The sequence below is a fragment of the Paracoccus sp. AK26 genome, from assembly GCF_011801365.1.
In the GTDB taxonomy this organism is placed as follows: domain Bacteria; phylum Pseudomonadota; class Alphaproteobacteria; order Rhodobacterales; family Rhodobacteraceae; genus Paracoccus; species Paracoccus aerius.
In genome coordinates, this window is record NZ_CP041041.1 from 1,277,865 (window position 1) to 1,291,698 (window position 13,834).

Annotated in this window: 14 protein-coding genes; all 14 read left to right on the plus strand. The window is 65.6% G+C overall.

Annotated elements, in window-relative coordinates:
• The first annotated feature begins 65 nt into the window (after positions 1-65).
• The 14 genes from FIU66_RS06295 (at position 66) to FIU66_RS06360 (ending at position 13,813) form a co-directional block, all read left to right on the plus strand.
• On the plus strand, positions 66-542 hold the full coding sequence (locus tag FIU66_RS06295) for a formate dehydrogenase subunit gamma (RefSeq protein WP_167621912.1): 477 nt from the start codon (positions 66-68) through the stop codon (positions 540-542).
• Entirely contained in the window at positions 539-2,056 is a 1,518-nt protein-coding gene (locus tag FIU66_RS06300; RefSeq protein ID WP_167621913.1) for an NADH-quinone oxidoreductase subunit NuoF, read from the plus strand. Before FIU66_RS06295 ends, FIU66_RS06300 begins: the two co-directional genes overlap by 4 nt.
• On the plus strand, positions 2,053-4,959 hold the full coding sequence (gene fdhF / locus FIU66_RS06305; protein WP_167621914.1) for a formate dehydrogenase subunit alpha: 2,907 nt from the start codon (positions 2,053-2,055) through the stop codon (positions 4,957-4,959). The genes FIU66_RS06300 and fdhF overlap by 4 nt, the downstream gene beginning before the upstream one ends.
• 3 nt (positions 4,960-4,962) lie before the next feature.
• Positions 4,963-5,787 carry a formate dehydrogenase accessory sulfurtransferase FdhD gene (fdhD, locus tag FIU66_RS06310; protein ID WP_167621915.1) on the plus strand — a complete coding sequence of 275 codons (825 nt, stop codon included), beginning with the start codon at positions 4,963-4,965 and terminating at the stop codon, positions 5,785-5,787.
• Positions 5,777-5,977, plus strand: coding sequence for a formate dehydrogenase subunit delta (locus FIU66_RS06315; protein WP_167621916.1), 201 nt, complete (start codon positions 5,777-5,779; stop codon positions 5,975-5,977). The genes fdhD and FIU66_RS06315 overlap by 11 nt, the downstream gene beginning before the upstream one ends.
• Before the next feature lie 65 nt (positions 5,978-6,042).
• On the plus strand, positions 6,043-6,999 hold the full coding sequence (locus tag FIU66_RS06320; protein WP_229849183.1) for a diacylglycerol kinase family protein: 957 nt from the start codon (positions 6,043-6,045) through the stop codon (positions 6,997-6,999).
• Entirely contained in the window at positions 6,996-7,844 is an 849-nt protein-coding gene (locus FIU66_RS06325; RefSeq protein ID WP_167621918.1) for a metallophosphoesterase, read from the plus strand. The genes FIU66_RS06320 and FIU66_RS06325 overlap by 4 nt, the downstream gene beginning before the upstream one ends.
• Positions 7,845-8,050: 206 nt before the next feature.
• Positions 8,051-9,730, plus strand: coding sequence for a 30S ribosomal protein S1 (gene rpsA / locus FIU66_RS06330; RefSeq protein WP_167621919.1), 1,680 nt, complete (start codon positions 8,051-8,053; stop codon positions 9,728-9,730).
• Positions 9,731-9,939: 209 nt separating this feature from the next.
• Positions 9,940-10,224 carry an integration host factor subunit beta gene (ihfB, locus tag FIU66_RS06335; protein WP_167623407.1) on the plus strand — a complete coding sequence of 95 codons (285 nt, stop codon included), beginning with the start codon at positions 9,940-9,942 and terminating at the stop codon, positions 10,222-10,224.
• A 60-nt stretch (positions 10,225-10,284) separates the two neighbouring features.
• Positions 10,285-10,707, plus strand: a complete 423-nt coding sequence (locus FIU66_RS06340; protein WP_167621920.1) for a lipopolysaccharide assembly LapA domain-containing protein — start codon at positions 10,285-10,287, stop codon at positions 10,705-10,707.
• A gap of 3 nt (positions 10,708-10,710) precedes the next feature.
• Positions 10,711-11,343 (plus strand): phosphoribosylanthranilate isomerase, encoded by a 633-nt coding sequence (locus FIU66_RS06345; protein ID WP_167621921.1) that lies wholly within the window; start codon positions 10,711-10,713, stop codon positions 11,341-11,343.
• Positions 11,340-11,786, plus strand: coding sequence for a GNAT family N-acetyltransferase (locus FIU66_RS06350; RefSeq protein ID WP_167621922.1), 447 nt, complete (start codon positions 11,340-11,342; stop codon positions 11,784-11,786). Before FIU66_RS06345 ends, FIU66_RS06350 begins: the two co-directional genes overlap by 4 nt.
• A 47-nt stretch (positions 11,787-11,833) precedes the next feature.
• Complete coding sequence (gene trpB, locus FIU66_RS06355; protein WP_167621923.1) at positions 11,834-13,060, plus strand: tryptophan synthase subunit beta; 1,227 nt, start codon at positions 11,834-11,836, stop codon at positions 13,058-13,060.
• A gap of 45 nt (positions 13,061-13,105) precedes the next feature.
• Positions 13,106-13,813: a hypothetical protein gene (locus FIU66_RS06360; protein ID WP_167621924.1), complete on the plus strand. Its 708-nt coding sequence runs from the start codon at positions 13,106-13,108 to the stop codon at positions 13,811-13,813.
• Positions 13,814-13,834: the final 21 nt, after the last annotated feature.

Here is a 13,834-nt window from a genome sequence, read left to right on the forward strand (position 1 = left end):
ACGATATTGATTTTGGTATGGCCGGGATGTCTGCTGGTTCAGCAAGACAGTTGAAAGGCCAGCCTATGCATCTTGATGCGCCAGCCCCGTCCGAGGAGGAAATCCGCGAGGTCGTCGCGCCGCTTTCCTCGCTGGAAGGGCCACTTCTGCCGATGCTGCACGCCTTGCAGGAAACATGGGGCTTTGTGCCGCAGGCCGCCGTGCCGGTGCTGGCGGATGTCCTGAACCTGGGGCGGGCCGAGGTGCATGGCGTCATCAGCTTCTATCATGATTTCCGCAGTCAGCCTGCCGGACGCCATGTCCTGAAGATCTGCCGGGCCGAGGCCTGCCAGTCGATGGGGGCCAATGCCTTGGCTGAATCGACCTTGCAGAAGCTGGGGATAGGCTGGCACGGCACGACCGCCAATGGTGCCGTGACGGTCGAGCCTGTCTATTGCCTCGGCCTCTGCGCCTGCGCGCCTGCCGCGATGGTGGATGGTCGCGTGCTGGGCCGTGTCGATGACGCCCGCATGGACCGCATCCTGGCCGAGGTGGGCGCATGAAGATCTTTGTTCCGCTGGACAGCGCCGCCAAGGCGCTTGGCGCCGATGAGGTGGCCGAGGCAGTTGCGCGTGAAGCGCAGGCGCGTGGCCTGGACGTGCAGCTTGTCCGCAACGGCACGCGCGGCATGGTCTGGCTGGAGCCGCTGGTCGAGGTAGAGACGCCCGAAGGCCGGATCGGTTACGGAAACGTGACCCCGGACCAGGTGGGGGATCTGCTGGACGGCAAGCTGAACGGCCTTGGACGGGTCGAGGATATCGACTGGTTCGCCCGTCAGACCCGCCTGACCTTTGCCCGCTGCGGCGTGATCGACCCGCTGGATCTGGATGACTACGCAGCCAATGGCGGCCTGGTCGGTCTGCGACGGGCGGTTGGGATGACCGGGCCACAGATCGTGCAGGAGGTCACCGACAGCGGATTGCGTGGACGCGGTGGCGCGGGCTTCCCCACCGGCATCAAGTGGAAGACCGTGGCCGAGGCGGAAGCCCCGCAGAAATACATCGTCTGCAACGCCGACGAAGGCGACAGCGGCACCTTCGCCGACCGCATGATCATCGAGGGCGATCCTTTCTCGCTGATCGAGGGCATGGCGATCGCAGGCTTGGGTGTGGGCGCCACGCGCGGTTATGTTTATCTGCGGTCGGAATACCCCGATGCGATCCATATCCTGACGCAGGCCGTGAAGATCGCCCGGCAGCGGGGATTGCTTGGGCCCGACGTGCTGGGATCGGGCCGCGCCTTCGACATGGAGGTCCGCACCGGCGCCGGCGCCTATGTCTGCGGCGAGGAAACCAGCCTGCTGAACAGCCTGGAAGGCAAGCGCGGGACCGTGCGCGCCAAGCCGCCTCTGCCTGCGCTGCAGGGCTTCCTGGGTCGGCCCACGGTCGTGAACAACGTGATCTCGCTGGCGACGATCCCGGTGATCTTCGAAAAGGGCGCTCAGCACTACGCCGATTTCGGCCTGGGCCGGTCTCGCGGCACCGTGACCCTGCAGATCGCGGGCAACGTCAAGCGCGGCGGCTTGTTCGAAACCGCCTTTGGCATGACCCTGGGCGAGGTCGTGAACGACATCGGCGGCGGCACGGCCAGCGGGCGGCCGGTCAAGGCGGTGCAGGTCGGCGGCCCCCTGGGCGCCTACATGCCGGTGTCCAAGTTCGACACGCCCATGGGATATGAGGAGTTCGACCGCCAGGGCGGGCTGATCGGTCATGCCGGACTGGTGGTCTTCGACGACAGCGCCGACATGCTGCGCATGGCCCGCTTTGCCATGGAGTTCTGCGCCGTCGAATCCTGCGGCAAATGCACTCCCTGCCGGATCGGCGCGGTGCGTGGCGTCGAGACCATCGACCGCATCGCCCAGGGGGACGCCGCCGCGATCCCGCTGCTGACCGACCTGTGCGAGACGATGAAGGATGGCTCGCTTTGCGCGCTTGGCGGCTTCACGCCCTTCCCGGTCATGTCCGCCCTGACCCATTTCCCCGACGATTTCGCCACCTTGCAGGAGGCAGCCGAATGAGAGACTTCATCATCCCACAATACCCGCCGGGCGACGACCGCGACATGGGCACGCCCGCCAAGCAGGGGGCCCCGGTCACGCTGACCGTGGACGGCTTTGCGATCACCGTCCCCGAAGGCACGTCCGTCATGCGTGCCGCAGCCGAGGCCGGGATCATGGTCCCGAAGCTGTGTGCCAGCGACAACATGGAGGCTTTCGGTTCCTGCCGCCTGTGCGTGGTCGAGATCGAGGGCCGTCGGGGCACGCCTGCGTCCTGCACGACGCCTGTCACCGAAGGCATGGTCGTCCGCACCCAGTCCGACAAGCTGCGCCGGATGCGCAAGGGCGTGATGGAGCTTTACATCAGCGACCACCCGCTGGACTGCCTGACTTGTTCGGCCAATGGCGATTGCGAATTGCAGGACATGGCCGGTGCGGTCGGCCTGCGCGACGTGCGCTACAAGGCGCCCGAGGAACGGTCGCTGCTTAACCACTTCGCGCCCCGCGACGGCGTGGGGGTAAACGCGCATTATACGCCCAAGGACGAAAGCAACCCGTATTTCACCTATGACCCGGCCAAGTGTATTGTCTGTTCCCGCTGCGTCCGCGCCTGCGAGGAAGTGCAGGGCACCTTTGCGCTGACCATCGAAGGCCGGGGCTTTGACAGCCGCGTGAAGGCGGGGGCGATTGGCGACGACTTCCTGACTTCGGATTGCGTGTCCTGCGGCGCCTGCGTGCAGGCCTGCCCGACCGCGACCCTGCAGGAAAAGTCGGTGATCGAACTGGGTACGCCCGAACGGTCCGTCATCACCACCTGCGCCTATTGCGGTGTGGGCTGTTCCTTCAAGGCCGAACTGAACGGCGACCAGCTTGTGCGCATGGTCCCCTACAAGCACGGCAAGGCCAATCGCGGCCATAGCTGCGTCAAGGGTCGCTTCGCCTATGGCTATGCCCAGCACAAGGACCGCATCCTGAAGCCCATGATCCGCGAGACCATCGACCAACCCTGGCGGGAGGTCGAATGGGCCGAGGCGATGGCCTTCGCCGCTTCGAAGATGAAGGGGATCCAGGACAAGTATGGCCGCAAGTCGGTCGGTGTCATCACCTCCAGCCGCTGCACCAACGAGGAAACCTATCTGGTGCAGAAGCTGACCCGCGCGGTCTTCGGCAACAACAACACCGACACCTGCGCCCGCGTCTGCCATTCGCCGACCGGCTACGGGTTGGGCAAGACCTATGGCACATCCGCCGGGACGCAGGATTTCGACAGTGTCGAACAGGCCGATGTGGTGATGGTGATCGGCGCGAACCCGACCGACGGGCACCCGGTCTTCGCCAGCCGCCTGAAAAAGCGCCTGCGCCAGGGTGCCAAGCTGATCGTGGTCGATCCGCGCCGCACCGACATCGTGCGCTCGCCCCATATCCAGGCGGCCCATCACCTGCCGCTGAAGCCCGGCACCAATGTGGCGGTCGTCACCGCGATGGCCCATGTCATCGTGACTGAGGGGCTGTTCGACCAGGATTTCATCCGCACCCGCTGCGATTGGGATGAATTCCAGTTCTATGTCGATTTCGTCAGCGACCCGCGCCACGCGCCCGAAAATGTAGAGATGCTGACGGGCGTTCCCGCGGCCGACCTGCGCGCGGCGGCGCGTCTGTATGCGACCGGCGGCAATGGCGCGATCTATTACGGCCTGGGCGTGACGGAACATTCGCAGGGCTCGACCACCGTGATGGGGATCGCCAACCTTGCCATGCTGACCGGCAATATTGGCCGTCCCGGCGTCGGCGTGAACCCGCTGCGCGGCCAGAACAACGTGCAGGGTTCCTGCGACATGGGCAGCTTTCCGCATGAACTGCCCGGCTATCGCCACGTCAAGCTGCCCGATGTCCGCGCGATCTTCGAGCAGGCCTGGGGCTGCGAGATCGACCCCGAACCCGGCCTGCGCATCCCGAACATGCTGGACGCGGCGGTCGAGGGCACCTTCAAGGGCCTTTACTGCCAGGGCGAGGATATCCTGCAATCCGATCCCGACACCAAGCATGTCGCGGCGGGCCTTGCCGCGATGGAATGCGTGATCGTCCACGACCTGTTCCTGAACGAGACCGCGAACTACGCCCATGTCTTCCTGCCGGGTTCGACCTTCCTGGAAAAGGACGGCACCTTCACCAATGCCGAACGCCGCATCAACCGTGTCCGCAAGGTGATGGCCCCCCGCAATGGATACGAGGACTGGGAAGTCACGCAGCTTCTGGCCAATGCCATGGGCGCCAACTGGCATTACACCCATCCCCGCCAGATCATGGAGGAGATCGCCGCCACCACACCCAGCTTCGCCGGCGTCACCTATGAGCTGCTGGAGGAGAAGGGTTCCGTCCAGTGGCCCTGCAACGAGAAGGTGCCGGACGGCACGCCCTTGATGCATGTCGATGGGTTCGTCTCCGGCAAGGGGCATTTCATGGTCACGGAATACGTCGCGACCGACGAACGCACCGGCCCGCGCTTCCCCCTGCTGCTGACCACGGGGCGGATCCTGTCGCAGTACAACGTCGGCGCGCAGACCCGGCGGACCGAGAACGTCGTCTGGCACGCCGAGGATGTGCTGGAGATCAACCCCCACGACGCAGAACAGCGCGGCATCAAGGACGGCGATTGGGTGCGGCTGGCGTCCCGCGCGGGGGAAACCACGCTGCGGGCGGTTCTGACGGACCGCGTGGCGGCGGGCGTGGTTTATACGACCTTCCATCACCCGACGACGCAGGCTAACGTGGTTACCACCGACTTCTCGGACTGGGCGACGAATTGCCCTGAATTCAAGGTGACGGCGGTGCAGGTCAGCCCCTCGAACGGTCCCTCCGAATGGCAGGAAAGCTATAACGAACAGGCCGAACGGTCGCGGCGGATCCTGACCGCCGCGGAGTAGGACATGGACCTGCCACAGCCCTTCGGGGCCACGGATGCGACCCATTACCGCCCCGGCAGCAGCGTCGCGGTGACCCGCGCGCTGCCCGAGGAAACGGCCATCGCCATGGTCTATGACGGATCGACCCATGCCGTGATGATGGCAACCCCTGCGGATGTCGAAGATTTCGCGATGGGCTTTTCCCTGACCGAAGGGATCGTGACCGGCACCGCCCAGATCGCCAGTTGCGATGTGATCGCCCATGACAAGGGGATCGAGGCGCAGATGTGGCTGGCCGAGGATCGCGGCGCAGCCCTTGCCGCCCGCCGCCGGTCGTTGGCCGGTCCCGTGGGCTGCGGCCTTTGCGGCATCGACAGCATCGAGGCTGCGGTCCGGTCGCTGCCCAGCCTTTCCGGGATGGGTCCGACCCTGTCGGTTCAGGAGATTGCCGCCGCAACCGACTCCCTGCGCGGCTGGCAGCCGCTGCATGATCGGACCCGCGCCGTCCATGCGGCAGGTTTCCTGCTGCCGGGGCAGGGGGTCGTCCTGGCGCGCGAGGATGTGGGCCGCCACAATGCGCTGGACAAGCTGATCGGCGCGATGGCGCGGCAGGGGATCAACCCCTCGCAGGGTGCAATCGTGCTGACCAGCCGCGTGTCCACCGAGATGGTGCAGAAATGCGTGATGGCGGGCTGCGCCGTCCTGATCGCCGTATCCGCCCCCACGCTGCACGCCCTGCGCCTGGCCGAAGGGGCGGGCCTGACCCTTGCCGCCTTTGCGCGTGGCGAAGGCTTCGATCTGTTCTGCCACCCCGAACGCCTGCGGGCAAAGGTTTACGATGTCGCCTGAAAAGATGGTCACCATGGCCAACCAGATCGCCACGTTCTTCGACACCCAGCCGGGCCACGCGCCCGACAAGATCGCGGCGCATCTGAAGGATTACTGGGAACCCCGCATGCGCGAGCAGTTGAAATCCTACATCGCTTCGGGCGGCGCGGGCCTGCGCCCCTCGGTCCAAGAGGCAGCCCTCAGCCTTTGATGCGGATGCGGTGAAACTGCCCGGCGGTCCGGGTGTTGATGAGGGCAACCGACATGGGGACCCCGATGCGTGACACCGCCGACAAGGTCGATCTTTCCGCCTGCAGGCTGTGCGTGATCCGCAACCGCGGGTCGGGCAAGCAGGATGCCGAAGCCCAGGCCAAGACCATCCGAGAGGCGCTGCAAGGGCGGGTGGCCGAATTTGCGCTGCGGGAAACCAGCCGGGGCGATCAGTTGCAGGACCTTGCCCGGCAGGCGGTCAGGGACGGTTTCGATGTCGTCGTGGCCGCGGGCGGCGACGGGACGCAATCGGCCATTGCGGGCGCGCTTGCCGGAACGGACACGCTGATGGGCGTGCTTCCGGGCGGCACCTTCAACTATTTCGCGCGCGACCTGGGCGTGGGCGAGACGATCGAGGACGCCCTTGAAACGCTGCTGGACGCCCGGCCGCGCGCCGTAGATGTGGGCCAGATCGACGGGCTTGTCTTCCTGAACAACGTCAGCCTTGGCGCCTATCCGCATATCCTCAAGACGCGCGAGGGGATCTACAAACGCTGGGGCCGTTCGCGGCTTGCGGCCTATTGGTCGGTGATGGTCGCGCTTCGGCGGCTGCGCCACCCCATGCGCCTGACCGCCACGGTCGAGGGAGAGGAGCAGCGATACACCACGGCCCTGGTCTTCGTGGCCCGCAGCGCCTACCAGCTTGATTCCTTCGGATTGGATGGGGCCGATGCGATCCGTGCCGGGAACCTTGCGGTGCTGATCGCCAAGGCGCGCAAGCCGCTGCCGCTGATGCGTTCGGCCGTCAGGCTGGCCCTTGGCTTCAGTGCCAAGGACAGCGACTTCGACCTGATCGTCACCGAAAGCCTGCAGATCGAGACCGACAAGGCCCAGCAACTGATCGCCCATGACGGCGAGAAGACACGGATGAAAAGCCCCTTCCACGTCCAGGTGATGCATGGTGCGCTGAAGGTTCTGGTTCCCGCCGATGGCAGCAACAAGACGCAGGACGCGGGGGCGTGACGCGGATCGCCCATCTGTCCGACCTGCATTTCGGCTTCCACCGGTCCGAACTGGTGGAGCCCCTGCTGGACCGGGTCAATGCCGCCCGGGCCGATCTTGTCGTGGTGACGGGCGACGTGACGCACCGTGCCCGCCCCGCCCAGTATTCCCAGGCGGCTGCGTTCCTGTCGCGGATCGAAGCGCCGGTGATGGTGATCCCCGGCAACCACGACGTGCCGCTTTACAACCTGCCGGTCCGGTTCCTGATGCCGTGGCGGGGGTTTCGCCGCGCCATTGGCCCTCAACTGACGCCCTGCCGCCAGATTGGCCGGGTCCGCGTCATGGGGCTGAACAGCGTCGATCCCTCGGCGGTGCAGCGCGGCATCATCCGCGACGGAGAGATCGCTCGGCTGGAACATAGCCTTGACCCGGAGGCGATGAACATCGTGGCCGTGCACCATCCCCTTGAACATCTGGCACAGGTCGACAAGGAGCTGTCGCGCCGCGCGCCCGAGGCATTGGCCCGGCTGGACCGCGCAGGCGCGCAGATCGCCCTGTCAGGGCACCTGCATGTCTGGGCGACCGGGGCCATGCTGGACCAGACGGCGCATCCCGGCCTTTTGCAGGTGCAGGCAGGCACGGCACTGTGCGGGCGGCTGTCCGACAGGCAGAACGAATTCGCGGTCCTGCAGATCGACGGCCCATTTTTGTCCATCGAACGGCACATCGCGCCGATGGGCCAAGCAGCTTTCCGGCCACCCGAGCACGAGTATTTCTCTCGTGAAAGCGGTGTCTGGGTGGCGCATCAGCCGGCGGAGGAACCGATCGTTCCGGGGGCGACGGAAACCGTTCTCAGCACGGCGTGACCCGCACAAGCGGCACTTTTGCATTGAGTTATGGGCAAAACACCTCTATATGCACGCCAGTCTTAGGGCGAGATGGTCAGAACAGACCGCAACGGAACGGGTCGGGCGTCACGCCGCGACCCTTTGTCGTTCCCGAAAGGCGTCATAAAGACCGGCGGAGCCAACCGCATGGCCAGTAAAATCGTCGTAAAGGAAACCGATCATATATGTGCGCTAAAGCGACCATGGAGGAATTCGAAGCCCTCCTGAACGAAAGCTTCGACATTGACACCCCGGACGAAGGTTCGGTCGTCAAGGGCCGCGTCATCGCCATCGAGGCGGGACAGGCCATCATCGACGTCGGCTACAAGATGGAAGGCCGCGTCGATCTGAAGGAATTCGCAAATCCGGGCGAAGAGCCTAGCATCAAGGTCGGCGACGAGGTCGAGGTCTATCTGGACCGCGTCGAGAACGCCCGCGGCGAAGCCAGCATCTCGCGCGAGAAAGCCCGCCGCGAGGAGGCCTGGGACCGTCTGGAAAAAGCCTATGCCGATGAAGAGCGCGTCGAAGGCGCCATCTTCGGCCGCGTCAAGGGCGGCTTCACGGTCGACCTGGGCGGCGCTGTCGCCTTCCTGCCCGGTTCGCAGGTCGATGTGCGCCCCGTGCGCGACGCCGGCCCGCTGATGGGTCTGAAGCAGCCGTTCCAGATCCTCAAGATGGACCGCCGCCGTGGCAACATCGTCGTGTCGCGCCGCGCCATCCTGGAAGAAAGCCGCGCCGAACAGCGCGCCGAGGTGATCGCCAACCTGACCGAAGGCCAGACCGTGGACGGCGTCGTCAAGAACATCACCGAATACGGTGCGTTCGTCGACCTGGGCGGTGTTGACGGCCTGCTGCACGTCACCGACATGGCCTGGCGCCGCGTCAACCACCCGTCCGAGATCCTGTCGATCGGCGAGACCCTGAAGGTCCAGGTCATCAAGATCAACAAGGACAGCCACCGCATCAGCCTGGGCATGAAGCAGCTGCAGGCCGATCCGTGGGATACGGTGGGCGACAAGTTCCCGATCGGCTCGGTTCATCAGGGCCGCGTGACCAACATCACCGACTACGGCGCGTTCGTCGAACTGGAAGCCGGTGTCGAGGGTCTGGTCCATGTCTCGGAAATGAGCTGGACCAAGAAGAACGTCCATCCGGGCAAGATCGTCTCGACCTCTCAGGAAGTCGAAGTGATGGTGCTGGAGATCGACGAAGCCAAGCGCCGCGTGTCGCTGGGCCTGAAGCAGACGCAGCGCAACCCGTGGGAAGTGTTTGCCGAAACGCATCCGACCGGCACCGTCATCGAGGGCGAGGTCAAGAACATCACCGAATTCGGTCTGTTCGTGGGCCTGGAAGGCGATATCGACGGCATGGTCCACCTGTCGGACATCTCGTGGGATGCCCGCGGCGAAGACGCGATCCAGGACTTCCGCAAGGGCGACGTGGTGAAAGCCGTCGTCCAGGACGTGGATGTCGAGAAGGAACGCATCAGCCTGTCGATCAAGTCGCTGGAAAACGAGCACATGGCCGAAGCCGTTGACGGCGTGAAGCGTGGCTCGGTCGTGACCGTCGAGGTCACCGCGATCGAGGATGGTGGCGTCGAGGTGGAATACAACGGCGTCAAGTCGTTCATCCGCCGCAGCGATCTGGCCCGCGACCGTCAGGACCAGCGTCCCGAACGCTTCCAGGTCGGCGACAAGGTCGATGCCCGCGTCACCAACATCGACACCAAGACCCGTCGTCTGGGCCTGTCGATCAAGGCACGCGAGATCGCCGAGGAAAAGGAAGCCATCGACCAGTACGGCAGTTCGGATTCGGGCGCGTCGCTGGGCGACATCCTGGGCGCTGCCCTGAACCGCGGCAACTGATCGCGGCCCAGGCGGCATGATATTGCCCGCTCCGCAGATGCGGGGCGGGCTTCTTGCTGCCTGGCGAACGGGCAGGGAATCTCCACCTCTCTTGCGTGATCGAGGCAAAACTGGCATCGCTATGGAAACTGGGAACCTTTTCCTGCGTTGCCTTTTGTCACAAGTCCTGCGGACGACATCTTGCAGCCGTTACGCCACCTGGGGGGATGATGATCCGGTCCGAATTGATCCAGCTTATCGCTGACGAAAACCCGCATCTGTTCCGGCGCGATGTCGAGCGGATCGTGAACACCGTGTTCGAGGAAATCATCAACGCCATGGCACGCGGCGACAGGGTCGAACTTCGCGGCTTCGGGGCCTTCTCGGTCAAGAAGCGCGACGCCCGCACCGGCCGCAATCCCCGCACGGGCGAGGCCGTGGATGTGGACCAGAAGTCCGTTCCCTTCTTCAAGACCGGCAAACTGTTGCGTGATCGGTTGAACGGGGACGCCTGAAGGGCTTATTAGGTTGCACAGCATCGTGCCGTGACCGGCGGCCGCAACCAAGGACATTCCATGCGCTTTCTTCGACTGATCTTCGTGGTCCTGCTGGCGGTCATCCTGATTGCCGTGGCCTTGGCCAATCGCGAGACGGTGACCCTGTCGGCCTTTCCGGCCAATTTCGGGCAGTTCCTCGGCGGCCGCTGGGCCGTCGATCTGCCCCTGTTCCTTGTGATCTTCCTGGCCTTCGCCCTTGGCATGATCGCCGGCCTGGTCTGGGAATGGCTGCGCGAGTCCCAGATCCGCCGCGAAGCCAAGGCACAGGCAAGCCGCGCGGCCAAGCTGGAAAGCGAAGTCGGCCACCTGCGCAGCCGCCACGCCGCCCCCAAGGACGAGGTTCTGGCGATCCTCGACAGCCCGCGGACCGGGCAGCAGCCGACGCTGCCGGCGGCTTCGGCGGAACCGGCGGCAGGCACCACGCTGCCCGCCCGGACCTGAGGCATGTCGCAGGTCAAGATCTGCGGCCTGCACCGGCCCGAGCACATCTCTGCGGCAGCCGAGGCCGGGGCGCGCTACGTGGGCCTGGTGTTCTTTCCGAAATCGCCCCGCGCGGTATCCGTTGACGAGGCTGCAATGCTGGCACCCCTGGTGCCGGTCGGGGTGGCGCGTGTCGGGCTGTTCGTCGATCCGGACGATGCCCTGCTGGACGAGGTTCTGGCCCGTGTGCCGCTTGACGTGATCCAGCTTCACGGCAGCGAAAGCCCGGATCGGGTGGCTGCGGTCAAGGCGCTGACCGGCCTGCCGGTGATGAAGGCGGTGGGTCTTTCCGACGCCTCGGACCTGCCGGCGCTGACGGATTACGGGCTGGTGGCGGACATGCTGCTGGTCGATGCCAAGCCGCCGCGCGACGCCGACCTTCCGGGTGGTAACGGCCTGTCCTTTGACTGGCGCCTGCTGGTCGGTCGCAAGTGGCTGCGCCCCTGGATGCTGGCGGGCGGGCTGACGGCCCAGAACGTGGCCGAGGCCATCCGCCTGACCGGCGCGCCCGCCGTGGACGTGTCCTCGGGCGTGGAGGCCGAGCCGGGCCTGAAGGACGAGGGGCTGATCCGCGCCTTTATCGCAGCCGCGTCATGACCGTCCTGTTCCGTCCTGCCGCGCGCGACGAGGTTCCGGCGGTCGTGGCTCTCCTGGCCGACGACATCCTGGGGCAGGCGCGCGAAACGACCGATCCCGCGCCCTATCTTTCCGCCTTTGACGCAATGCAGCGCCAGCGCGAAAACCACCTGATCGTCGGCCTGTCCGGCGACCGATTGGTGGCCTGCTATCAATTGATCTTCATTCCCGGCCTCTCGGCCAAGGCGACGCTTCGCGCGCAGATCGAGGGGGTGCGCGTCGCCTCTGACCTGCGGGGCCGGGGGATCGGCGCGCTGCTGGTGGCCGATGCCGAAGCGCGGGCCCGCGCCGCCGGCTGCGGGCAGATGCAGCTGACCACCAACCGGACCCGCATGGACGCGCATCGCTTCTATGACCGCCTGGGCTTCACCCCCAGCCATATCGGCTATAAGAAGACGCTCTGAGGCTTCTTCGTTGCCCAAATACCCATTCCAACCGTGAAGGCGATCCCATGGCCGATGATCTGGTGAACAGCTACAAGACCGGCCCCGATGAGCAGGGCCGGTTCGGCATCTATGGGGGCCGCTTCGTCAGCGAGACCCTGATGCCGCTGATCCTGGACCTGGAAGCCGAATACGAACGCGCCAAGACGGACCCTGAATTCTGGGCCCAGATGGACGACCTCTGGACCCACTATGTCGGGCGGCCCTCGCCCTTGTATTTCGCGGAACGGCTGACGGAACACCTGGGCGGCGCCAAGATCTACATGAAGCGGGATGAACTGAATCACACCGGCGCGCACAAGATCAACAACGTGCTGGGCCAGATCCTGCTGGCGCGCCGCATGGGCAAGACCCGGATCATCGCCGAAACCGGCGCGGGCCAGCACGGCGTGGCGACCGCGACGGTCTGCGCGCGCTTTGGCCTGAAATGCGTGGTCTACATGGGCGCGCATGACGTGGAACGCCAGGCGCCGAACGTGTTCCGGATGCGTCTGCTGGGGGCCGAGGTCGTGCCCGTCACCAGCGGTCGCGGCACGCTGAAGGACGCCATGAACGACGCGCTGCGGGATTGGGTGACGAATGTGCGCGACACCTTCTATTGCATCGGCACCGTGGCGGGCCCGCACCCCTATCCGGCCATGGTCCGCGACTTCCAGTCGATCATCGGCAAAGAGGTCAAGGAACAGATCCTGCCGCGCGAAGGCCGGCTGCCCGACACCATCATCGCCGCGATCGGCGGCGGCTCGAATGCGATGGGCCTGTTCTACCCCTTCCTCGACGACAAGGAAGTCCGCATCATCGGTGTCGAGGCCGGCGGCAGGGGCGTGGACGACCGGATGGAGCATTGCGCCAGCCTGTCGGGCGGGCGCGCGGGCGTCTTGCACGGCAACCGCACCTATCTGCTGCAGGACGACGACGGCCAGATCCTGGAAGGCCATTCGATCAGCGCGGGCCTGGACTATCCGGGCATTGGCCCGGAACATGCCTGGCTGAACGATACCGGCCGCGCCGAATATGTCAGCATCACAGACGACGAGGCCTTGGCCGCGTTCCAGTTATGCTGCGCGCAGGAAGGGATCATCCCGGCACTGGAGCCCAGCCATGCCCTGGCCCATGTCATCAAGATTGCGCCGAGCCTGCCGCGCGACCATCTTATCGTGATGAACATGTGCGGGCGCGGCGACAAGGACATCTTCACCGTCGCCAAGCATCTGGGCTTTGATATCAAGACGTAAGGCGCTGGAACCTCTGTCATGCGCCGCGGGTTGAGGCCCGACCGCATGACGGAGGACACCATGCTCAAGACATCGCAGAAGACATCCCTGGCCCTCGCGCTGATCGGCGCGACCGGGGGCTTTCTGGCCACGCCGGCCCTGGCCCAGACGGTGGTCGAGACGCCCGGCGGCAATACCGCCGTCATCGTCGATCCCGCTTTGCAGCCGCAGCCCCCGGTCGGCGCAGTCGCCGTTCCGGCCTTCCCCTTGCCCGAGCAGATCCAGAACGACCAGGTCGTGATCGAGACGCTGCTGTCCCAGGGCTTCACCGACATCCACATCCTGCGCGAAGGCGCGCTGATGACGGTGAACGCGCAGCGCAACGGGCAGCCGACCGAACTGGTCTACAGCATTGCGAATGGCAGCCTTGTCTCGGTTGATGGCGTCGAGATGCGCGCAGGCCCGGACACCAGCAGCGGAGGCGACGTGGCCCGGGACGTGCTTGGTGGCAACAATAGCGGCGGCACCACCGATGCCGATGACGGCGCGGAAGACGGCGATACAGGTGCGGACGCCGGAGCTGGCACAGGCAGCGACGGCGGGACTGGCACGGGTGGCGAGGCTGGGGCAGGCGGCTCTGACGGTGGTTCCGATGGCGGTGGCGCAGGATCGGACGGTGCCAGCGGTTCCGACGGCAGATCGGACGGCGGGTCCGATGGCGGATCGGATGGTGGGTCCGATGGCGGTTCGGGTGGGTCCGGCAGCAACGGGTAACACCAGGACACCGGGCCTTTT

Bases quoted from the DNA above. Each gene is read 5' to 3' on its own strand.
- FIU66_RS06300 (WP_167621913.1), top strand. From the start codon at position 539: ATGAAGATCTTTGTTCCGCTGGACAGCGCCGCCAAGGCGCTTGGCGCC.
- FIU66_RS06340 (WP_167621920.1), top strand. From the start codon at position 10,285: ATGCGCTTTCTTCGACTGATCTTCGTGGTCCTGCTGGCGGTCATCCTG.
- rpsA (WP_167621919.1), top strand. From the start codon at position 8,051: ATGTGCGCTAAAGCGACCATGGAGGAATTCGAAGCCCTCCTGAACGAA.
- FIU66_RS06345 (WP_167621921.1), top strand. From the start codon at position 10,711: ATGTCGCAGGTCAAGATCTGCGGCCTGCACCGGCCCGAGCACATCTCT.
- FIU66_RS06315 (WP_167621916.1), top strand. From the start codon at position 5,777: ATGTCGCCTGAAAAGATGGTCACCATGGCCAACCAGATCGCCACGTTC.
- ihfB (WP_167623407.1), top strand. From the start codon at position 9,940: ATGATCCGGTCCGAATTGATCCAGCTTATCGCTGACGAAAACCCGCAT.
- FIU66_RS06320 (WP_229849183.1), top strand. From the start codon at position 6,043: ATGCGTGACACCGCCGACAAGGTCGATCTTTCCGCCTGCAGGCTGTGC.
- FIU66_RS06295 (WP_167621912.1), top strand. From the start codon at position 66: ATGCATCTTGATGCGCCAGCCCCGTCCGAGGAGGAAATCCGCGAGGTC.
- FIU66_RS06360 (WP_167621924.1), top strand. From the start codon at position 13,106: ATGACGGAGGACACCATGCTCAAGACATCGCAGAAGACATCCCTGGCC.
- fdhF (WP_167621914.1), top strand. From the start codon at position 2,053: ATGAGAGACTTCATCATCCCACAATACCCGCCGGGCGACGACCGCGAC.
- FIU66_RS06350 (WP_167621922.1), top strand. From the start codon at position 11,340: ATGACCGTCCTGTTCCGTCCTGCCGCGCGCGACGAGGTTCCGGCGGTC.
- trpB (WP_167621923.1), top strand. From the start codon at position 11,834: ATGGCCGATGATCTGGTGAACAGCTACAAGACCGGCCCCGATGAGCAG.
- fdhD (WP_167621915.1), top strand. From the start codon at position 4,963: ATGGACCTGCCACAGCCCTTCGGGGCCACGGATGCGACCCATTACCGC.